At 59.7% G+C, this 20,083-nt stretch carries 20 protein-coding genes, 4 tRNA genes and 2 pseudogenes; 9 read left to right on the top strand and 17 right to left on the bottom strand.

Features of this window, described 5'->3' with window-relative positions; translation table 11 throughout:
• Positions 1–86: 86 nt before the first annotated feature.
• Positions 87–329 carry a DUF2790 domain-containing protein gene (locus CAG47_RS17820; protein ID WP_085726158.1) on the top strand — a complete coding sequence of 81 codons (243 nt, stop codon included), beginning with the start codon at positions 87–89 and terminating at the stop codon, positions 327–329.
• An 8-nt stretch (positions 330–337) separates the two neighbouring features.
• Here the strand turns inward: CAG47_RS17820 and CAG47_RS17815 are convergent, their stop codons facing one another.
• The 3 genes from CAG47_RS17815 to CAG47_RS17805 are packed head-to-tail and all read right to left on the bottom strand — an operon-like array spanning position 338 to position 4,190.
• The gene (locus CAG47_RS17815) at positions 338–1,606 is read right to left on the bottom strand and encodes an OprD family porin (RefSeq protein WP_085726157.1); all 1,269 of its coding nucleotides are present in this window, start codon (positions 1,604–1,606) and stop codon (positions 338–340) included.
• Positions 1,607–1,622: 16 nt separating this feature from the next.
• Entirely contained in the window at positions 1,623–2,843 is a 1,221-nt protein-coding gene (locus tag CAG47_RS17810) for a benzoate/H(+) symporter BenE family transporter (RefSeq protein WP_085726156.1), read from the bottom strand.
• A gap of 3 nt (positions 2,844–2,846) precedes the next feature.
• Positions 2,847–4,190: an aromatic acid/H+ symport family MFS transporter gene (locus CAG47_RS17805; protein WP_085726155.1), complete on the bottom strand. Its 1,344-nt coding sequence runs from the start codon at positions 4,188–4,190 to the stop codon at positions 2,847–2,849.
• 219 nt (positions 4,191–4,409) lie between these two features.
• Here CAG47_RS17805 and CAG47_RS17800 point away from each other — a divergent pair, with 219 nt between their 5' ends.
• The 4 genes from CAG47_RS17800 to CAG47_RS17785 all read left to right on the top strand — a co-directional run bounded on the left by CAG47_RS17800 (position 4,410) and on the right by CAG47_RS17785 (position 7,415).
• Positions 4,410–5,036 carry a DUF1780 domain-containing protein gene (locus tag CAG47_RS17800; RefSeq protein WP_007970534.1) on the top strand — a complete coding sequence of 209 codons (627 nt, stop codon included), beginning with the start codon at positions 4,410–4,412 and terminating at the stop codon, positions 5,034–5,036.
• Positions 5,033–5,560: an MOSC domain-containing protein gene (locus tag CAG47_RS17795; protein WP_085726154.1), complete on the top strand. Its 528-nt coding sequence runs from the start codon at positions 5,033–5,035 to the stop codon at positions 5,558–5,560. Before CAG47_RS17800 ends, CAG47_RS17795 begins: the two co-directional genes overlap by 4 nt.
• Before the next feature lie 53 nt (positions 5,561–5,613).
• Positions 5,614–5,787 (top strand): DUF3094 domain-containing protein, encoded by a 174-nt coding sequence (locus CAG47_RS17790; protein WP_007970531.1) that lies wholly within the window; start codon positions 5,614–5,616, stop codon positions 5,785–5,787.
• Positions 5,788–6,116: 329 nt separating this feature from the next.
• Positions 6,117–7,415 (top strand): NAD(P)/FAD-dependent oxidoreductase, encoded by a 1,299-nt coding sequence (locus tag CAG47_RS17785; RefSeq protein WP_085726153.1) that lies wholly within the window; start codon positions 6,117–6,119, stop codon positions 7,413–7,415.
• Between the two features lie 165 nt (positions 7,416–7,580).
• On the opposite strand, the gene CAG47_RS17780 is transcribed toward CAG47_RS17785, so the two are convergent.
• The 7 genes from CAG47_RS17780 to rluD all read right to left on the bottom strand — a co-directional run bounded on the left by CAG47_RS17780 (position 7,581) and on the right by rluD (position 12,674).
• Positions 7,581–7,657: transfer RNA gene (locus CAG47_RS17780), tRNA-Pro, on the bottom strand.
• 95 nt (positions 7,658–7,752) lie between these two features.
• Positions 7,753–7,828, bottom strand: a tRNA-Lys gene (locus CAG47_RS17775).
• A 5-nt stretch (positions 7,829–7,833) separates the two neighbouring features.
• A tRNA-Pro gene (locus tag CAG47_RS17770) sits at positions 7,834–7,910 on the bottom strand.
• A gap of 9 nt (positions 7,911–7,919) precedes the next feature.
• A tRNA-Asn gene (locus CAG47_RS17765) sits at positions 7,920–7,995 on the bottom strand.
• A 300-nt stretch (positions 7,996–8,295) separates the two neighbouring features.
• Positions 8,296–10,860 carry an ATP-dependent chaperone ClpB gene (gene clpB, locus CAG47_RS17760; protein WP_085726152.1) on the bottom strand — a complete coding sequence of 855 codons (2,565 nt, stop codon included), beginning with the start codon at positions 10,858–10,860 and terminating at the stop codon, positions 8,296–8,298.
• A gap of 129 nt (positions 10,861–10,989) precedes the next feature.
• The gene (pgeF, locus tag CAG47_RS17755; protein WP_085726151.1) at positions 10,990–11,715 is read right to left on the bottom strand and encodes a peptidoglycan editing factor PgeF; all 726 of its coding nucleotides are present in this window, start codon (positions 11,713–11,715) and stop codon (positions 10,990–10,992) included.
• Complete coding sequence (gene rluD / locus CAG47_RS17750; RefSeq protein ID WP_085726150.1) at positions 11,712–12,674, bottom strand: 23S rRNA pseudouridine(1911/1915/1917) synthase RluD; 963 nt, start codon at positions 12,672–12,674, stop codon at positions 11,712–11,714. The genes pgeF and rluD overlap by 4 nt, the downstream gene beginning before the upstream one ends.
• 151 nt (positions 12,675–12,825) lie before the next feature.
• On the opposite strand from rluD, the gene CAG47_RS17745 reads away from it, so the two are divergent.
• The 4 genes and pseudogenes from CAG47_RS17745 to CAG47_RS17730 all read left to right on the top strand — a co-directional run bounded on the left by CAG47_RS17745 (position 12,826) and on the right by CAG47_RS17730 (position 15,890).
• Positions 12,826–13,848 (top strand): outer membrane protein assembly factor BamD, encoded by a 1,023-nt coding sequence (locus tag CAG47_RS17745; RefSeq protein ID WP_085726149.1) that lies wholly within the window; start codon positions 12,826–12,828, stop codon positions 13,846–13,848.
• 125 nt (positions 13,849–13,973) lie between these two features.
• A complete protein-coding gene (locus CAG47_RS17740) occupies positions 13,974–14,207 on the top strand; it encodes a PP0621 family protein (RefSeq protein ID WP_085726148.1) in 234 nt (77 codons plus the stop codon).
• Positions 14,208–14,253: 46 nt separating this feature from the next.
• Positions 14,254–14,403 (top strand): annotated as a pseudogene (locus CAG47_RS29380) (hypothetical protein); the annotation flags it as partial.
• 149 nt (positions 14,404–14,552) lie between these two features.
• Positions 14,553–15,890 (top strand): sigma-54 dependent transcriptional regulator, encoded by a 1,338-nt coding sequence (locus CAG47_RS17730; protein WP_085726146.1) that lies wholly within the window; start codon positions 14,553–14,555, stop codon positions 15,888–15,890.
• 39 nt (positions 15,891–15,929) lie between these two features.
• Here the strand turns inward: CAG47_RS17730 and thiO are convergent, their stop codons facing one another.
• From thiO to CAG47_RS17695, 7 genes and pseudogenes are all read right to left on the bottom strand, one after another.
• Positions 15,930–17,030, bottom strand: a complete 1,101-nt coding sequence (thiO, locus tag CAG47_RS17725) for a glycine oxidase ThiO (protein WP_085726145.1) — start codon at positions 17,028–17,030, stop codon at positions 15,930–15,932.
• Between the two features lie 57 nt (positions 17,031–17,087).
• The gene (locus tag CAG47_RS17720; RefSeq protein WP_085726144.1) at positions 17,088–17,489 is read right to left on the bottom strand and encodes a type IV pilin protein; all 402 of its coding nucleotides are present in this window, start codon (positions 17,487–17,489) and stop codon (positions 17,088–17,090) included.
• A 14-nt stretch (positions 17,490–17,503) separates the two neighbouring features.
• Positions 17,504–17,716 (bottom strand): annotated as a pseudogene (locus CAG47_RS17715) (hypothetical protein); the annotation flags it as partial.
• A 187-nt stretch (positions 17,717–17,903) separates the two neighbouring features.
• A complete protein-coding gene (locus CAG47_RS17710; protein ID WP_085726142.1) occupies positions 17,904–18,383 on the bottom strand; it encodes a PilX N-terminal domain-containing pilus assembly protein in 480 nt (159 codons plus the stop codon).
• A 10-nt stretch (positions 18,384–18,393) separates the two neighbouring features.
• Positions 18,394–19,101, bottom strand: a complete 708-nt coding sequence (locus CAG47_RS17705) for a PilW family protein (RefSeq protein ID WP_085726141.1) — start codon at positions 19,099–19,101, stop codon at positions 18,394–18,396.
• Positions 19,098–19,547, bottom strand: coding sequence for a type IV pilus modification protein PilV (gene pilV, locus CAG47_RS17700; protein ID WP_085726140.1), 450 nt, complete (start codon positions 19,545–19,547; stop codon positions 19,098–19,100). The genes CAG47_RS17705 and pilV overlap by 4 nt, the downstream gene beginning before the upstream one ends.
• Positions 19,544–20,017 carry a GspH/FimT family protein gene (locus CAG47_RS17695; protein ID WP_085726139.1) on the bottom strand — a complete coding sequence of 158 codons (474 nt, stop codon included), beginning with the start codon at positions 20,015–20,017 and terminating at the stop codon, positions 19,544–19,546. The genes pilV and CAG47_RS17695 overlap by 4 nt, the downstream gene beginning before the upstream one ends.
• Positions 20,018–20,083 lie beyond the last annotated feature (66 nt).

The raw sequence follows: 20,083 nt of genomic DNA, 5'->3' as shown, positions 1-20,083 counted from the left end.
TAAGGCTGCATCCATCGCTCGCCCCTTTATCCGTTGGTGGCAAAGACTAAAATTCAGACATCGACACCGACACGGAGCACGCCAACATGAAAACGTTGATCAGCCTGTTGCTGACCGTCATCGCCACCTCGGCCATGGCCGCTGACAACGAGCCTCTCGCAGTCCTGTACAACCCGGCGCAGCCACTGGACATCGCCAAGGTGGTTTCCGTGTCCGCCACTGCGACCGCGTGCGGGGTTGTACCGGCGACCATGGAGTATGTCGATCATCAGGGCCAGACCCACCGCGTGACCTACGACGTCATCGGTGATTGCACCAGCAGCCTGTGATCAATGGCTCATAACAAAGTCCAGGTGTAGCTGAGGATCAAGCGGTTCTCGTCAATATCACTGCGGTAGTTTGAACGCGCCATCGCGTTGCGCACACGGATGCCAAGGCCCTTGAGGCTGCCGCTCTGCAGCACATAGCCGATGTCCAGGTCACGCTCGCGATCCTTGCCTTCATAGCCCTTGCCGGTATCGACGTTGTTGCCGCTGATGTAGCGCACGGTGCTGGTCAGCCCCGGTACGCCGAGCGCCGCGAAGTCGTAGTCATAGCGCGCCTGCCAGGAACGTTCATCGGTAAAGGCGAACTCGTAGGTCGGCACTTCGTTGCCCAGCGGCGAGATGTTGGCAAACACCCGCGGAAATGCGCTGTCGCCGAACATGCCCTGATAGCCGACGTAGAACGTATGACCGCCACGCTTGGCCGACAGCAACGAGAAGAACGCCTGGTTGTCGATGTTGCCCAGCAGTTTTTTGCCGTCCTCGCGCGAATCGTAGTATCCGAGGTTGGCGCCGAGGGTCCAGTCGCCCACCGGCTCACTGTGCTTTAAACCCAGAAAACGCTGGTTGTAGATATCTTCCAGTTGCCCATACCAGGCGCTGACCGAGCTGCGCTTGTCGTTGAAGGCATAATCAGCGCCGGCAAAATTGAAACCATCACTGCTGACCTGACGCTGCGGCACATGACCCAGCATCGCTTGCATCTTTTCGTCGCCAGCCTCGTTGCGCAGGCTGGTGGAACTCAAGTGCCCCCCCTGCACCGTCAGGCCATTGATCTCGTTGGAGGTGATGCTTGCGCCCTGATAACTCGGCGGCAGCAGGCGAATATCGCTGAATGCCAACACTGGCAGATTGGGTTGCAGCTCACCGACTTTCAGCTCGGTTCTGGAGTAGCGCATCTTCAACGCGCCTTTCAGGCGGCTGTAGTTGTCCGCCGCACGACCGTCGTCCTGCACTGGCAGCAAACCGGTATTGGTCCGGTCCGGAGCACTGTCGAGCTTGAGGCCGAGCAAGCCGATGACATCCACCCCAACCCCAACGGTGCCCTGGGTGTATCCGGACTTCACGTTGAGGATGAAACCTTGCGCCCACTCTTCAGCCTTCGATTGCTGGTTGGCGCCGACGATGTCGGAATAGTCGCGGCTGAAGTAGTAATTGCGCGCCTGCAACGTCGCGGTGGTGTCTTCGACAAAGCCTTTTTCAGCGGCCATCGTGCCTGTGGAAAAACTCGAGACGACAGCCAGGGCCAACGCCGAACCGGTTGTTGGGAGAATCTGTTTCATCGTTTGTCTCTTATTGTTATTGATCGACGGGTTGAAGAGCTTCGGTTGCAGTGGATTTGCGAAGGGGAACGGAACGACGAGCGCTCAACAGCACATGGGTGGCCATGCCGAAAATCAGCCCCCAGAACGCCGCGGACAAAGCGAACAACGACATGCCCGAAGCCGTGACCAGAAAGGTCACCAGCGCGGCTTCACGATCGCTCGGCACCGCCATCGCGCCCGTCAACGCACCCGCAATGGCGGCGAACAGGGCGAGCCCGGCCAGCGCCGCGATCAACTCCTTGGGGAACGCTGAAAACAGCGAGACCAGCGTGGCGCCGAAGATCCCCAACAGCAGGTAGCACAGGCCGCCGACGACCCCGGCCACGTAGCGTTTGCGCGGATCTTCGTGGGATTCGCGACCGGTGCAGATCGCCGCAGTGATGGCCGCCAGATTCAGTCCATGGCAACCAAACGGCGCCAGCAATGCCGTGCCCAGGGCGCTACTGGCGATGATCGGGCTCGCCGGCGTTGGATATCCACTGGCGCGCAGCACCGCCATGCCGGGCACGAACTGACCGGTCAGCGCCACCATCACCAGCGGCAAGGCGATGTTGAGGATCGCGCCCAGGCTGAACTCGGGCGTAATCCACACCGGCGTGGCCAGGCCGATCACCAGCGCTTCACGATGCAAATCACCGGTGAGCGCGGCAATCGAACACCCCACCAACAGCACCATCATCACCGCAAAACGCGGTATCACACGCTTGCAGATCAGGTAGCAGGCAAACATCGCCAGGACCAGCAACGGCTTGTGCTGCATCGATACGAACAACCCGGTGCCGAAACTGAACAGGATCCCCGCCAGCATCGCCGCCGCGATGGCGGCGGGCAGCTTGCTGATGATCCGGTCGAAAGCCCCCGAGATGCCAACCACGAAAATGATCAGGCTGCTGACCAAATAAGCGCCCACCGCCTCTGCCATGGAGATGTCAGGCAACAGTGTCACCAGCAACGCCGAACCCGGCGCCGACCAGGCGATGATCACCGGAACGCGGTAGCGCAGGCTCAAACCGATACCGAGCACGGCACTGCCAATAGAGATCGCCCAGATCCAGGACGACAACACTTCCCGTGAAAGATGTGCCGCTTCTGCCGCCTGAAAAATGATCACTAATGGGCCGGCGTAGGAAATCACCGTGGCAATGAATCCAGCCACGGCGGCTGACAACGAGAAGTCCTGGAAAAACGCTTTCATGATTCAGGCACCGGTCGCTGACAACGCTGGATTGACGCCAGCCACGCTGCGTCGACTGCTGATGGCGAACACGGTCATGGCCAGGGCTGCCACCGCACCGGGCAAGGCAAACGCCATGAAGTTCAGTTGCAGGGGCAAGCTGATCCCGAGCAAAGCACCGCCCAGCAACGGGCCGACGATGGCCCCGTTGCGCCCAATGCCCGACGCCCAGCCCAGACCGGTCGAACGAATCGTCATGGAATAAAACTGCGCGGCGCAGGCGTACAGGAGAATCTGCGAACCAATGGTGGTGGCACCCGCAATGGCGATCAGCAGGTACAGTACCGGCATCGGGCTATTGAAGCCCAACAGCGTGATCGACACCGCCGCCATGGCGAAAAACACCGCCAGCACTTTCGGCAGATTGAGCTTGTCACCCAGCACCCCGCCGCCGACTGCGCCGAAGATCGCCCCGAAGTTCAACACCAGCAGGAACGACAGGCTCGAACCCAGGCTGTAACCGGCGTTGGCCATCAGTTTCGGCAGCCAGGAACTCAGCGCGTAGACCATCAACAGGCAGCAGAAAAACGCCAGCCACAGCATCAGCGTGCGCAGCGCACGGCCCTCACGAAACAACTGCAGCACCGGGGTGCCCGTGCCTTTCACTTCGGCCATGTGCAATTGGTCAGACGGTTGTGCGACGCAGGCCGGATCGATGCGTTGAAGAATGTTGCGCGCCTCTTCATTACGCCCCTGACGCAACATGAAGCCCACCGATTCGGGCAGGAAATACATGATCAGCGGCAACAACAGCAACGGCAGGACCGCCACGTAAAACACCGACTGCCAGCCGAAGCTCGGGATCAGCACAATGCCCAGCCCGGCGGACAACATGCCACCCACCGAGTAACCGCTGAACATGATCGCGACCAGAGTGCTGCGGATTTTTTTCGGCGCGTACTCGTTCATCAGTGCCACGACGTTAGGCATCACGCCGCCAATGCCGAGCCCGGCAATGAAGCGACAAAGGCCGAACTCGGTGGGGTTTCGGGCGAAACCATTGAGCACGGTGAAGCCACTGAAGAGCATCACGCAGATCGTGATGGCCTTCTTGCGGCCGATCCTGTCGGACAGCGGACCGAAGAACAGCGCGCCAAACATCATGCCGAACAGTGCATAGCTGCCCAGTGCACCGGCTTGCAAAGGACTGAGCGCCCATTCTTTCATCAGCATCGGCAAGACCACGCCGTAGATCACCAGATCGTAACCGTCGAAGATGATGATCAAGGCACACCAGAACAGCACCATCCAGTGAAAGCGGTTGAAACGAGCGTTGTCGATAACCTCATGTACGTCGATCTTGCGCATGGCGTATTTCTCTTGTTGTTGTTTTTTTAGAGCGTCGGTAACACGGCTTACGTCCGTACAGCCGAGGGTAGAGACGCCCGATACGAGGCAATAGCCAGTGCGCGCAGACCACTATCCATTTTGTGCAGAGCCCTGAAACGGGCATGGGAACGGGAGGCATCGAGCCTCGGAGACAAATTGTCTTCTTTGCGATCACGTTTGAACGCTAAGCTTGGGCCTATGGATGACTCAGATTACTTACGCCTGCTGACCATCGCGGCCGAGCAGGCCAACGCCTTCCTGTCCAATGCCCGCAAATGGGAGCGGGAGCGTTGGGTCTGCCAGCGCCTGCTGCAAGGCTTGAACATTCCCTATCGTGCCGATGAGTTCGCCCCCGCCGGGGAGCCGCCGGATGTGTTGTTTCGCGATGCCAGTTTCGAGGTGTTCTTCGTGCTCGACGAGGGCCGGCGCCTCAACGACGAATGGCGCGACGAACTGCAACGCCGTCGCAGCGCGTTTTCCCTCAGCCAACTGGTGCGCCGCGAGGCCAAGCCCCGGCGCATTCCAGCCAACGAATTTTTGCTGCGATTGGCGCCGACCTTGCGCAAAAAAGCGCACAACTACAAAGAACGCGGCATGGATCTGGGTGAGTTGGACATCATTGCCTTTGCCAGCCTCAAACGCGAAGTGCTGGACCTCAACAGCCATTTCCCGCCACCGACCGAATACCTGCGTCAGGGCTGGCGCTCGCTGTCATTGGTGGGGCCGACTTTCGCCCGCGTGCTGTTCGCACACCCGGATGCACCGGACTTTTTGCGCAGCAACCTGGGGCGCAGCATTGTGTTCGACGTCGGGATCAGTCTGTGAGCCCGCTGCAACAGCTGATCGCCGAGGTGCCGCAGCAAGGTCGTGTACGCTGGATCGGCGTGCGCCCGCAATCACGTTCGCAAATGCTTGAACTCGATGCCGTGGAAGCGCGCCTGGAGGCCGGCCTGACCGGCGACCACGCCCGCCCCGGCGTGCGCAATGCGCGGCAGGTAACGCTGATCCAGTGGGAGCATTTGGCCGTGATCAGCGCACTGATGGGGCGAGCGCAGGATCACCCGGTCCGGCCTGAAGATCTGCGGCGCAATCTCGTTATCAGTGGCATCAATCTGTTCAGCCTCAAGGGCCGCCGCTTCCGGATCGGCCAGGCAACGTTCGAAACTACCGGCTGGTGCCAGCCCTGTGCGCGCCTGGAAAGCAACCTGGGCATCGGTACCTTTCAGGCCGTGCGCGGACATGGCGGAATCACTGCCCGGGTGTTACAAAGTGGAATCATTCGCCTGGACGATATCGTGAGCGTCGAACCTGTTCCGGACAGCGGCTATGCTGCGTTCAACCCTGGGTAAAAACACTGTAGCTTCTACACATTCAGCAACGTCTACCCCTGACGAGGCCCGATATGACCAGCCGCCTGAACCCCGACGACCAGAAGCATGTCGAAGAGTACCTGCAGTTGTCCCAGCACCAAGTCGAGCGCCGGCCTTTCCGGCCGTGGATGCTCCTTGTACTGGTATTGGCAGTGACCATTGGTCTGGGCCTGTTGAGCCGACTTATCAGTTACCTGACGCTATGAGCTGCCGAGGGTCTGTTGACGTTTGATGACGAACCGCGTTGCGTTCCAACGAGTGCGAGGCAAGGCGCGGGATGCCGCCAATGGTTGTTCCCTTGGCAAATCCCGCAACGCAGCCTCGCGCTCGTTGGAGCGCAACCCGAAGGGACGGACGCCCACGTGGCGCAGGGCAGCGTTGCTCGGAACTCATTTGGAACAACCAAATCACGTTCCTCGCGCCTTGCCCTGCACCACGTGGGCATCCGTCGCGGTCGTCATCAAACGTCAACAGACCCTCATGCTCGCTTGGGTAACGAAGACAACGATTTCTTTTAGCCTTGCGAGATATCCCCATGACTCATCGTATTGTCATCGTTGGCGGCGGCGCCGGCGGTCTGGAGTTGGCTACCCGTCTGGGTAAGACTCTGGGCAAGCGCGGCACGGCCAGTGTGATGCTGGTCGACGCGAACCTGACCCACATCTGGAAACCGTTGTTGCACGAAGTGGCGGCCGGCTCCCTGAACTCTTCCGAAGATGAACTGAACTATGTTGCCCAGGCCAAATGGAACCACTTCGAGTTTCAGCTGGGGCGCATGAGCGGGCTCGATCGCGCGAAGAAAAGAATCCAGCTGGCCGCCACCTATGACGAAGCCGGTCTGGAGTTGGTGCCGGCCCGCGAAGTGCCTTACGACTCGCTGGTGATCTCCGTCGGCAGCACCACCAACGATTTCGGCACCCAGGGCGCGGCGCAGCACTGCCTGTTCCTCGACACGCGCAAACAGGCCGAGCGCTTCCACCAGCAACTGCTCAATCACTATTTGCGCGCTCACGCCGGCCAGGCCGACGCCGTCGAACAAATCAGCGTCGCCATCGTCGGCGCCGGTGCCACCGGGGTCGAACTGGCCGCCGAGCTGCACAATGCCGCCCATGAATTGGCAGCCTACGGCCTGGACCGGATCAAACCGGAAAACATGCACATCACCCTGATCGAAGCCGGGCCACGAGTCCTGCCGGCGCTGCCGGAGCGGATTGGCGGGCCTGTGCATAAAACCCTGGAGAAACTCGGGGTCAACGTCATGACCAATGCCGCCGTCAGCGAAGTGACGGCTGACGCCTTGATTACCGCCGACGGCAAAGTGATCAACGCCAGCCTGAAGGTATGGGCCGCCGGTATTCGCGCACCGGGCTTCCTCAAGGACATCGATGGCCTGGAAACCAATCGCATCAATCAGTTGCAAGTGCTGCCGACCCTGCAAACCACCCGTGACGAAAACATCTTTGCGTTCGGCGACTGCGCCGCCTGCCCGCAACCTGGCAGCGACCGCAATGTACCGCCACGTGCCCAGGCCGCTCACCAACAGGCTTCGTTGCTGGCCAAATCGCTGAAACTGCGCATCGAAGGCAAGGCACTACCGGAGTACAAGTACACCGACTACGGCTCGCTGATCTCGCTGTCGCGTTTTTCGGCTGTGGGTAACTTGATGGGCAACCTCACCGGCAGTGTGATGCTCGAGGGCTGGCTGGCGCGGATGTTCTACATATCGCTATACCGCATGCACCAAATGGCGCTGTATGGGCCGTTCCGCACGGCGATGCTGATGCTGGGCAGCAAGATCGGACGAGGCACCGAGCCACGCCTCAAGCTTCACTGATGTAAAACCTGATGTGGGAGCGAGCCTGCTCGCGATAGCTGTCTTTCAGATGACGATGATGTCGACTGTAATGACGCTTTCGCGAGCAGGCTCGCACAGTGGCTTTGCGGAGTTTCTCATGGGCAAAAAAAATCCCCGTATCTTTCGATACGAGGATTTTTAATATGGTCGGGGTAAGGGGATTCGAACTCCTGACATCCTGCTCCCAAAGCAGGCGCGCTACCGGACTGCGCTATACCCCGGTAAAAAAAAGGCACCTTCGAAAGGCGCCTTCTGCGAACAGAGCTTTTGGCGTCTGATCTTAAGATTCGATCCCAGTGTTACCTGGTTTCAAAAATGGTGGGTCGTGCAGGATTCGAACCTGCGACCAATTGGTTAAAAGCCAACTGCTCTACCAACTGAGCTAACGACCCAAAAATGGTCGGGGTAAGGGGATTCGAACTCCTGACATCCTGCTCCCAAAGCAGGCGCGCTACCGGACTGCGCTATACCCCGGCTTGAAATTGGCTCCGTGACCAGGACTCGAACCTGGGACCCAATGATTAACAGTCATTTGCTCTACCGACTGAGCTATCACGGAACTACACATTTCAATTTACAACTTTGTAGCTTTACTGCGTTCTCTTCGACCCGCTCGCATCGCTGCGTTCGTGTGTCTGAGGCGCGCTATTCTACAATCTTCAGCACCTCTGTCAACCCCCTAATTTGCTTTCAAGTTAATGATTTGCAACTTATTTTGGATTCCTGCCCGGAAGGCTGAAACCCTGGCGGGTGACTGACTGCGGGGCGCACTTTACAAGCCTTTTCCTTTAAGATCAACAGCCTGACAAAAAAAAGGCCTCGCAATGCAAGGCCTCTTCAATTTTCCTGCCGCCAAGGATCAGACGAAGACGATTTCGTCGTTTTCCACCACGCCGTGAGCGGTATCGCCCGGCATGAATCGACCGGACAGGATCAACTGCGCCAACGGGTTCTCGATCCAACGCTGGATCGCTCGCTTGAGCGGCCGTGCACCGTACACCGGGTCGTAACCGACCGCGATCAGCTTGTCCATGGCCTCGGGGCTGAGTTCAAGCTTCAGCTCCCGCTCGGTCAGGCGGCTGCGCAGGCGACCCAACTGGATCTCGGTAATGCCGGCGATCTGGTCTCGCGCCAATGGCTCGAAGATCACCACTTCATCGACCCGGTTGATGAACTCCGGCCGGAAGTGCGTGGAGATCGCATCCATCACCGCTGCACGCTGCGCCTCACGATCGCCGACCAGCTCCTGGATCTGCACCGACCCCAGGTTGGACGTCATGACAATCACGGTATTCTTGAAATCCACCGTGCGCCCATGGCTGTCGGTCAGACGGCCGTCTTCGAGCACTTGCAGCAAGATGTTGAACACATCCGGGTGCGCCTTCTCGACTTCGTCCATGAGGATCACGGAATAAGGCTTGCGACGGACGGCCTCGGTCAGGTAACCACCCTCTTCGTACCCCACGTAGCCCGGTGGCGCACCGATCAAGCGAGCCACGGAATGTTTTTCCATGAACTCGGACATGTCGATCCGCACCATCGCCTCTTCGGTATCAAAGAGGAATTCGGCCAGCGCCTTGCACAGCTCGGTTTTACCGACACCGGTCGGGCCGAGGAACATGAACGAGCCACTCGGGCGATTCGGGTCGGACAACCCGGCGCGGGAACGCCGCACCGCATTGGAAACCGCGACCACCGCTTCTTCCTGGCCGATCACACGCTGGTGCAACAGGGCTTCCATTTTCATCAGTTTGTCGCGCTCGCCTTCGAGCATTTTCGACACTGGAATACCGGTCCACTTCGACACGACTTCAGCGATCTCTTCTTCAGTCACCTTGCTGCGCAGCAACTGGTTTTCGGCTTTGCCATGCTGGTCGACCATTTGCAGGCTGCGCTCCAGGTCCGGGATCACCCCGTACTGCAACTCGGCCATGCGATTCAGGTCGCCTTTGCGGCGGGCCGTTTCCAGTTCCTGGCGGGATTGCTCGATTTTCTGCTGGATCTGCGCGGAACCCTGGACTTCGGCTTTTTCCGAGTTCCAGATTTCTTCGAGATCCGAATACTCACGCTCATGACGAGCGATTTCTTCCTGCAACTTTTCCAGACGCTTCTTCGCCGCGTCGTCGCTTTCCTTCTTCAGCGCCTGGGATTCCACCTTCAGCTGAATCAGGCGACGCTCCAGACGGTCCAGCACTTCCGGCTTGGAGTCGATCTCCATGCGGATGCGGCTGGCGGCCTCGTCGATCAGGTCAATGGCCTTGTCGGGCAACTGCCGGTCAGTGATGTAACGATGACTGAGCCTGGCCGCGGCAATGATCGCGCCGTCGGTAATCGCCACCTTGTGGTGAACCTCATAACGCTCTTTGAGGCCACGCAGGATGGCGATGGTGTCCTCTTCGCTCGGCTCGTCCACCAGCACTTTCTGGAAACGTCGCTCGAGAGCGGCGTCCTTCTCTATATATTGGCGGTACTCGTTGAGCGTAGTGGCACCGACGCAATGCAGCTCACCGCGAGCCAGGGCCGGTTTGAGCATGTTGCCCGCATCCATCGAGCCTTCGCCCTTGCCGGCGCCAACCATGGTGTGCAGTTCATCGATGAACAGGATGATCTGCCCCTCCTGCTTCGCCAGTTCATTGAGCAAGGCCTTGAGGCGCTCTTCGAACTCACCGCGATACTTGGCACCGGCGATCAGCGCCCCCATGTCCAGGGACAGCAGGCGCTTGCCCTTGAGGCCATCCGGCACTTCGCCGTTGATGATGCGCTGGGCCAGGCCTTCGGCAATGGCGGTCTTACCCACGCCAGGCTCACCGATCAGCACCGGATTGTTCTTGGTGCGGCGTTGCAACACCTGGATGGTCCGGCGAATTTCGTCGTCACGACCTATCACCGGATCGAGCTTGCCGTCTTCGGCGCGCTTGGTCAGGTCGACGGTGTACTTGTCCAGCGCCTGACGCGCTTCCTCGTGGTTCGGGTCATTGACGGCCTCACCACCACGCAGGTTGTTGATCGCGTTTTCCAGGGCCTTCTTGCTCACGCCCTGACCGAGCAACAGTTTGCCGAGCTTGCTGTTCTCGTCCATGGCAGCGAGCAGCACCAGTTCGCTGGAGATGAACTGGTCGCCCTTCTGCTGGGCCAGACGGTCAGCCTGGTTGAGCAGGCGCGCCAGATCCTGCGACATGTTCACGTCACCGGTCGGGTTCTGGATTTTCGGTAGCTGGTCGAACTCTTTGGTCAGCTCTTTACGCAGGCTGTTGACGTCGAAGCCCACCTGCATCAACAGGGGCTTGATCGAGCCGCCCTGCTGTTCGAGCAAGGCTTGCATCAAGTGCGCCGGTTCAATGGCCGGATGATCGTGGCCGACAGCCAGGGATTGGGCATCGGACAACGCTAACTGCAACTTGCTGGTTAAACGGTCTATACGCATGGGTCACCCTCCTTTTGAGCAGGCCGGACCTATAAACATCCTGAATGAAGAAACCTGCCAGATACCACAATAGATGTGGCCGATTCTGGAAGATTCAAGCGTCGTGACGTTGATGCAGGTCAGGGAAGTCTAGCGGTCGAGCCAGATCAAGGAGGCGAATCGGCCGGTGCGGGACGCTCGGCGATAGGAAAAGAAGCGAGGGTCGGTTACGGTGCAGAAACCACCACCATAGACAGCCGTTACACCACGAGCCGCCAGACGCAAGCGGGCCAGCATATAGATGTCGGCCATGAACTTGCCGGGGTTTTGACTCGGCTCAAACGCCTCTGCCGCTTGCGGCAACTGCTGCACGAAGGTTTCGCGCACTTCCGGGCCGACCTCAAAGGCCTGCGGGCCGATGGCCGGGCCAAGCCAGACCAATACGTCGGCAGGTGGTACCGCCAGACTGTCGAGGGTGGCTTCCAGCACGCCCGCCGCCAATCCGCGCCAACCGGCATGGGCCGCTGCGACACGAGTGCCGGCACGATCACAAAACAACGCTGGCAAGCAATCGGCCGTCATCGCCGCGCAGGCGATACCGGGTGTCGATGTCCAACTGGCGTCGGCAGTCACCACCTGATCCGGATCGGCATGGGCCACGACGATGCCGTGGACTTGCTGCAGCCAGGCCGGTTGAATGGAGAAGTGTTCGGTAAGACGACGGCGATTCTCGGTAACAGCTTCAGGGCTGTCGTCGACGTGATCGCCGAGGTTGAGGCTGTCGAACGGCGCCACACTGACGCCGCCCGCACGGGTGGTGACGCAGGCCTTGACCCCGGCCGGCGCGGGCCAGTCAGGAATCAGCCAGTCACTCATCCGATGAACGCCTCGCGGTCTTGCTTGAGCAGGGTCAGCAGCCAGACGAAATCTTCCGGCAACGGTGATTCCCAGCTCATGCGCTTGCCGGTGGTCGGATGATCCAGTTCCAGGAAACGCGCATGCAGCGCCTGACGCGGGAAGTTTTTCAGGGATTCGACCATGGTTGGGTTCGCGGCCGGAGGGATACGGAAGCGGCCGCCGTAGGCGGGATCCCCGACCAACGGGTAGTTGATGTGCGCCATGTGTACGCGAATCTGGTGGGTACGGCCGGTTTCCAGCTTCACCCGCACGTGAGTGTGGGAGCGGAAGCGTTCGAGCACGCGGTAATGGCTGACGGCCGGCTTGCCACCCTCCATCACGGCCATGCGCTGGCGCTGCTGGCCATGACGGCCGATCGGCGCGTTGATCTTGCCGCCGGCAGTCACCACACCGATCACGATGCATTCGTAGATACGACTGACACTGCGGCTCTGCAATTGGGCGACGAGCTTTGTCTGCGCCTGAATGGTCTTGGCCACCACCATCAGACCGGTGGTGTCCTTGTCCAGACGATGCACGATACCGGCGCGGGGCACATTGATGATGTCCGGCACATGGTGCAGCAAGGCGTTGAGCAAGGTACCGTCGGCATGGCCTGCAGCCGGGTGCACCACCAGGCCCGCAGGCTTGTTGATCACCAGGATGTCGTCATCTTCGTAGACGATGTCCAGCTCGATGTCCTGGGCGACCCACTCACCCTGGGCTTCCTGCTCGGCAGTCAGTTCGAGAATGGAGCCGCCGTGAACGATGTCGCGCGGTCGGATGACCGCACCATCCACAGTCAGGCGGCCTTCTTTGATCCAGGCGGAAAGGCGCGAGCGCGAGTGCTCGGCGAATAATTGTGCGGCGACTTGATCGAGGCGTTGGCCGCCCAATTCGGACGGCACCTCTGCGCGGAGTTCAATTTTATCGGACATGCTCAGACTAGGCGTCGGCACAGCCTTTGGTTTCGGCTGCGCGCTTGTGGTTAAATACGGCGTCTTTTGCCCCGAGGCTATTCAACGGGGCGCTCATCATAACAGGACGGCCACGCCCAAGACAGCGGCCGTCATAGGGACGCAAGCCGCCATGCAAGTGAAACACCTGCTGCTGATCGCCATCCTCGCATTGACCGCTGCTTGCTCATCGAAGGAAGTCGTAGACGAAAACCTCAGTGAAGTCGAGTTGTACCAACAGGCTCAAAATGACTTGGACAACAGCAGCTACACCAGCGCCATCGCCAAGCTGAAGGCTCTGGAATCGCGTTATCCGTTCGGTCGGTATGCCGACCAGGCACAACTCGAGCTCATCTACGCCAACTACAAGAACACCGAGCCAGAAGCCGCCAAATCCGCAGCGGAGCGCTTCATTCGCCTGCACCCGCAACATCCGAACGTCGATTACGCCTACTACCTCAAGGGCCTGACTTCTTTCGACCAGGACGTCGGCCTGCTGGCGCGATTCCTGCCGCTGGACATGACCAAGCGCGACCCGGGCGCCGCCCGCGACTCCTATAACGAGTTCGCCCAACTGACCAGCCGTTTCCCGAACAGCCGCTATGCGCCAGACGCCAAGCAGCGCATGATTTACCTGCGCAACCTGCTGGCAGCCTACGAAATTCACGTGGCCGACTACTACCTGACCCGTCAGGCCTATGTCGCCGCCGCGAACCGTGGTCGTTACGTTGTGGAAAACTTCCAGGAAACCCCTTCGGTCGGCGACGGCCTGGCGGTGATGACCGAGGCCTACCAGCGCCTGCACCTGGATGAACTGGCGGCCACCAGCCTGGAAACCCTGAAGCTCAACTACCCGAACCACCCGACGCTGGTGGACGGTCAGTTCGTACCGACCGTGGCCGAAGCCGACAACCGTTCGTGGCTGAGCAAGGCAACCCTGGGCCTGATCGAGTCCCGTCCGCCACTGCCACCGGGCGAAACCCGCGCCAACCAGGACGTACAGAAGCAGTTCCAGGATGCCAAGGATGCAATCCCGGCCGAGCTCAGGCCTAAAGACGACAATAGCGACGCGGTCGAAGAAGAAAATCATGAAGCGGAAGGCAACAACAGCGACCGCTCGTGGTTCAGCTACATGACCTTCGGCATGTTCGACTGACAGCTGCGGTTGTGTAAAAAGGGAGACTTTCGAGTCTCCCTTTTTTGTTTCAGCGCCTTATTACACTGTGCGCCTGTCAGGTCCTTGGCTAAACTGCCGCTTCATCAATCAAAAAGCAGCTCACCATGCTTCGTTTATTGTTCTGGATTGCCCTGATTGCCGCTGCCGTATGGTTCTGGCGCAAGTTCAAGGGCAAGGCTTCCACTCCCGCATCCCCTGCCGAGCGGGAAGCGGCGCCCATGGTCCGTTGCGCCCATTGCGGTGTTCACCTGCCTCGTGACCACGCATTGAGCCTCGACCAACGCTGGTATTGCAGCCAGGCTCATCTCGAGCAAGACAAGGGCTCCAGCGGCCGCTGACACCTCAGCCGAAATGACGGCTGATTGAGGTCTATCGCGAATACCCAAGGAACTGAAGGGCGTAGATCGACGTCTGACGCAGATTATTCAAGACCAAACGCTGCGAATGAACCGGGTAATCGAAAACGTCCTGCACCTGCAACGTCGCGGGCAAATGTCGCCGCTACGGCTCGACCTGAAATCACTGGAAATGTTTCATGGCAAGGCCCCCACCCCCCATATCAGGGACCTGGGGCCTTATCGGTCCGGCCAGCCGGGCAAAAGCACTGTGTCCCGCCTAGACTTCAAGGCACGCCAGGAAAGCGACAGCTTTTGCATGACCCTTGCTCACGGACGGAACCCAGGTTGAACACGAGACCCCGACAAAAAGTCTTGATCGTCGATGACGAACCGGACATTCGCGAACTCCTGGAAATCACCCTGGGAAGGATGAAGCTCGAGACGTTCAACGCCCGCAACGTCGGCGAAGCGCGATCCCTGCTAAAACGCGAATCCTTCGATCTATGCCTGACCGACATGCAGTTGCCGGATGGTACCGGCCTGGAGCTGGTGCAGCACATCCAGCAACGCCACCCCCAGGTCCGGGTGGCCATGATCACCGCCTACGCCAACCTCGAAACCGCGATCAATGCGCTCAAGGCAGGGGCGTTCGACTTCCTGACCAAACCGGTGGATCTTGCGCGCCTGCGCGAACTGGTCACCAAAGCGCTGGTGCGTCCGGCCCTCGGGACCGGCATCGATCGTCGCTTGCTGGGCGACTCATTGCCCATGCGCAACCTGCGCAAGCACATCACCAAACTGGCCAGCAGCCATGCGACGGTATACATCAGCGGAGAATCCGGTAGCGGCAAGGAGTTGGTCGCGCGCCTGATCCATGATCAAAGCGCTCGCGCCAATCAGCCGTTCATACCGATCAACTGCGCGGCGATTCCCTCGGAACTGTTGGAGAGCGAGTTTTTCGGCCATCGCAAAGGCAGTTTCAGCGGCGCCATCGAAGACAAACCCGGCCTGTTCCAGACGGCTCACGGTGGCACCCTGCTTCTCGACGAAGTGGCTGACCTGCCTCTGACCATGCAAGTCAAACTGCTGCGCGCGATTCAGGAGAAAGCCGTACGCAGTGTCGGCGGACAGCAGGAAGTGGCGGTGGATGTGCGCATTCTCTGCGCCACCCACAAGGACCTTGGCGCCGAAGTCGCCGCCGGGCGATTTCGCCATGATCTTTACTACCGATTGAACGTAATCGAGCTCCGGGTGCCGCCCCTGCGCGAGCGTCGTGATGACATCGAAATGCTAGCCAGCCACATGCTCAAGGGCCTGGCCGCCAGTACCGGTCAGCCAGCGGCGACACTCCACCCCCAAGCTCTCGATGCGCTGAAAAACTATCGTTTCCCGGGCAATGTACGGGAACTGGAAAACATGCTCGAACGAGCGCATACCCTGTGTGAGAACAATCAGATCGAAGCCGGCGACCTGCGCCTGGCTGAGGGCAACTGTGGGACTGAAGGTGGCGTGCCGGACCTTACCCGGATCGACAATCTGGAAACCTACCTGGAAAACGTCGAACGCCAACTGCTGCTCCAGGCCCTGGAGGAAACCCGCTGGAACCGCACGGCGGCGGCTCAGCGGTTGAATCTGTCATTCAGGTCGATGCGTTACCGGCTCAAGAAGTTGGGACTGGATTGAGACCCCATCGCAACCTGACTGACAACAACTGCCCGGCAGTCAGAGCCGCCCGGCAGGTGCATAAGGCGCCGGATCGATAATGGGCGCCCGGCCCAGCATCACATCGGCAAACAACTGGCATGACGCCGGCGCCAACACCAGCCCGTTACGGTAATGCCCGCAGTTGAGCCAGAGCCCGTCAAACCCCGGCACCCGGCCGATGTAAGGAATACCCTCGGGCGATCCCGGACGCAAGCCAGCCCAATGCCCGACCACTTCGGCGTCGGCCAGTGCCGGAATCAATTCCACCGCGGACGCCTTCAGGCTCTCCAGTGCCGTCCCTGTCGGCGTCTTGTCGAAGCCTTCATGCTCCAGCGTACTGCCGATCAGTATGTGCCCGTCACGCCGGGGAATCGCATAACGGCCCTTGGCCAGGACCATGCTTGGCAGAAAGTCCGCCGCACACTTGTAGAGAATCATCTGCCCTTTCACCGGTTCGACCGGTAGCGTCAGATCAAGACACTTGAGCAAATCGCCGCTCCAGGCACCGGCCGTCAGGACGACTTGATCGCCGAGAACAGCACCTGTGGCCGTCTGCACACCGACCACTTTATTGCCGTCGCGAACAAACCCGCTGACTTCGCACTGCTCATGGATCGTCACGTTCGGCAGCGCCAGCAAAGCAGCCTTGAGAGACTTCACTAGCCGCGGATTGCGCACGTTGGCGACGTCAGCCATGTAGATCGCCCGGGAAAAACCGCTGCCCAGCACCGGCACAGCATCGTGTGCCGCCGAGATATCAACCGCACTCAACGGACGTTTTTCCCGGGCAGCCCATGCCAGGGCCTCAGCCTCGTCGTCCAGATCCAACCAGTACAGACCGGTGGTGTGCACTTCAGGATCAACGCCGGTAGCGGCAAACAAGCGCTCACCCAGTTGTGGATAAAAGTCCTGGGACCAGTGAGCCAATGCGGTGACCGCCGGGCTGTAGCGCCACGGGTACAACGGCGAAACAATACCGCCGCCAGCCCAGGACGACTCCTGGCCGACGCTGGAGCGATCCAGCAGCACAACGCTTTGCACTTCGGAGGCGAGATTGAAGGCTGTCAGCAGGCCAATCACCCCACCGCCGACAATCACCACTTGCTGTTGCCTGGTCATGTTCTGATCCAATCGTTAAATAGACAGAGGGTGCAAAAAGCACCTGAAAAAAGAATCTCAGCGCCCCCAGCAGTCTTTGCTGGTCAGGCCGGATTTTGCGTTGACCATGCCCAGGGCACCCGTGTTGGTGATGGTCAGATCACCGCACTTGTCAGTGGCCATGCTTGAACCGGTCTTGCGCACCGCCGTCAGCAGAAAGGTCTGGTCGGCCAAGGTCGGAATGATGCTGTAGTAATCATTACCTGCACTGAGGCCCGTCGCATCGGTGTAGACATTTTTCTGCGAGTAGAACCGCTCCAGGAGCTGCGCCTGCTCCGAGAGCAGGCCGGTCACGTCTGCGCGACGGCCCTTGTTCAGGTACTCAGTGAAACTCGGGGCGGCTATGGTCATGACAATACCAATGATCGCAATCACGATCATGATTTCGATCAGGGTAAAACCGCGGTTGGAACTACGCATGCCTCAACTCTCACTCACTGTATTTGTCGCCACATGATGCGACGGCTGCCGCCGGATTTTTCCATCCCCGGCGTACCGTCGCCAGTGGAATCGTTCACCGCCCCACCATTGTCGCCGGCGTCCTGGGTCGAATGTTCGCCGATAAAGATCACGCCCTCGGAGAGCGTGTCGCTATTGTCGACCACTCCATCGGCGTTGCTGTCGAGCATCTTAACGCTGATCGCATCGGGCAGCTTCAGGCAGACGGCCTTCAAGCCCTGATTGCCGTGGTAAAAACCGTACCAGTTGCCATTGGCCAGGCAGGTTGGCCGGTTCAGCGCTGGCGAATCCACTGACGTGGCAGCCTGCGTCGACACTGAGACGCCAAGCGCGACCAGGACACCAGCCAGCTGTGACCTTAACCGCAAAAGTCGCTCAGTACTTCGCATAGATGCTCTCCACCACACTTCGCGAATGACCCGCGATGCCTATAGCCGTCACCCGATACAAGGTCGCCTGGGTATTGATTGGCACATTCACCGCATCTTCGCTGACACCGATGTTTTGCACGCCATAAAAACCGTTGCCCGATGCAATCCAGGTCACTCCGGACGTGGCGTTGAAACCAGCGGCGGTAATGGTCAAGGACTCAGCCGGTGGTGCACACTGAACAATGCCGCTACAAACGGGTAGCGCATAACTGTCCCTTTGCACTCCACTCTCGCCCACCCGCAAGGCGGCTTCCGCGCTCTGGAACGACTGGTTGCGCAAGGCGACGCTACCGGCCATTTTTTCCTGCAGGGTGGCACTCTGCATTGATGAAAGCCCCGTCAGCGTCAGCAAGAGCAAGAACACCAGAGTGACCAGCAGTGCCATGCCGCGCTGGGTGCAACAGGTCATGGAAGAACGACTCATCGGCACTCCCTCATGGCAAGCGATTGCGTAGAGCGGCAACCACATTGAAGGTTTGATCGCTCACCCGGCGGTGCGGATCGGTGAGGGTCAGGCTCAGGCGAACACTACGAATCAGCGCGGGGTCCGGCGGGTTGCTGCTGTAGCGGGAAGCAGCCAGATCAGTGGCCGTGCTGGCCAAGCCGAAGCTCACGTCAAAAGCGCTGACGTTATCCACCAATACCTGGGCTGAAGCTGATCCACCCTGCATCAGTAGTTGGTCGTCGCTGAAGCTGTAAACCAGCCGCCGGATCGGAAAGGCCAATTGCCCCGCCACTGGCGACCGCCGCTCACTGTAGGCCGTCGAACTGGCTCGACAGTCGGAAAGCACAGTCCAGTCCGGCTTGTCGCCATTAACGCCGACATCCGCTGTAACCAGCGTCAAACTACGCCTGCCTTTGTCCCAACGGATCGGCGTTAGCTGACTGGCATGGAAATCACGTTTCTCACTCGAATCAGCGATCGTTTGCACGCAACCGAACATCCCGACCATGCGGATTTCCTGAATCATTTTGCTCAACACGAAACGCGCGTCCTCCTGCATGTTCGCGGCCGCGCTCTGGCTGAGATAGGTGTTCTTGGCCGCGATGAAAACCTGCACCACACCGAGCACCACGATCGAGCTCAACGCCAGGGCGATCAGCAACTCGACCAGGCCAAAGCCCTTGCTGCGATGACTCACGGGATCACCACCGGATCAATGGCCGTACGGCTGCTCAGGACGAAACTGCGCCGCGAGTCGGCAGCATTCGCAGCCCGTGAGTCATCCCAGGTAATCGTGATGGTGTACACCTGCCGATTGACGGTGATACTGCCCGTCGCGGTGGCACCCAATGAGCTGGCGATGTTGGTATTGAAATCAAACAGGTCCTGATCCCGAGCAACGTCCGGGTTGCCCGAAGCTGGCGGCGCAATGCTGTAGTCCGCAGCGGCGTTGGCGCGAATGCGGTCCATCATGTCGTAGGCGATGAAACTGGCCTGACTGGTCATACGCGCACTGTCCGTGTATTTCAGCGCATTGAGTTGGAACGCCGCAGCCCCCAGCAACCCCACGCCCAGAATGACTAACGCAACCAGGACTTCGACCAGCGTCATGCCCTGCTGCGAGCCTTGGCCCCCTGCCCTCATCCGCAACTTCCACCCAAAAGAATTCGCCCATTCAAACACACTGTCAGCGTCCTGCTTTGTGCGCCTCGCCCATAGCTGATCGACACCTCCGAGGACGGCGCCGACAATCCACCCATTGCGTTGAAATCAATGGCGGTGACGCCAGAGGTTAGTGCCAGAGTTGCACCGCTGCTCATCGCCGGAACAACCCGCAATACATTGGCCAAAGCGCCAGTACCGTCGTAAACCGCCAGCTCCCCACTCCAGGTATCCCCGCCGGCCGTCGGACGAACCCGTGTGGTGTTACCTCGATCCACGGCTTCGAGCCGGGCAAAATTCAGGGCTCGTCGCAGGTCCGCGATTTCAGCATCGGCCCTGGTTGCTTGCGTCGAGCGGGTAAACGCCGGGACAGCCAGAGTCAGCAGGATCAGAAGGATCGCGAGCGCGACCAGCAACTCGATCAGCGTGAAACCTTTTGTACGATGATCCATCGGGGCCTTCTGTTTCCTTCGGCTATACCTGCTCTTGCGCAGCGCAACATTCGAGCGATGCAGTGC

It is taken from the genome of Pseudomonas sp. R37(2017) (genome assembly GCF_002113375.1).
Taxonomy (GTDB): Bacteria; Pseudomonadota; Gammaproteobacteria; order Pseudomonadales; family Pseudomonadaceae; genus Aquipseudomonas.
The sequence above is the reverse complement of the archived record's forward strand: the minus strand, read 5'-3'. Positions and strand labels throughout refer to the sequence as shown.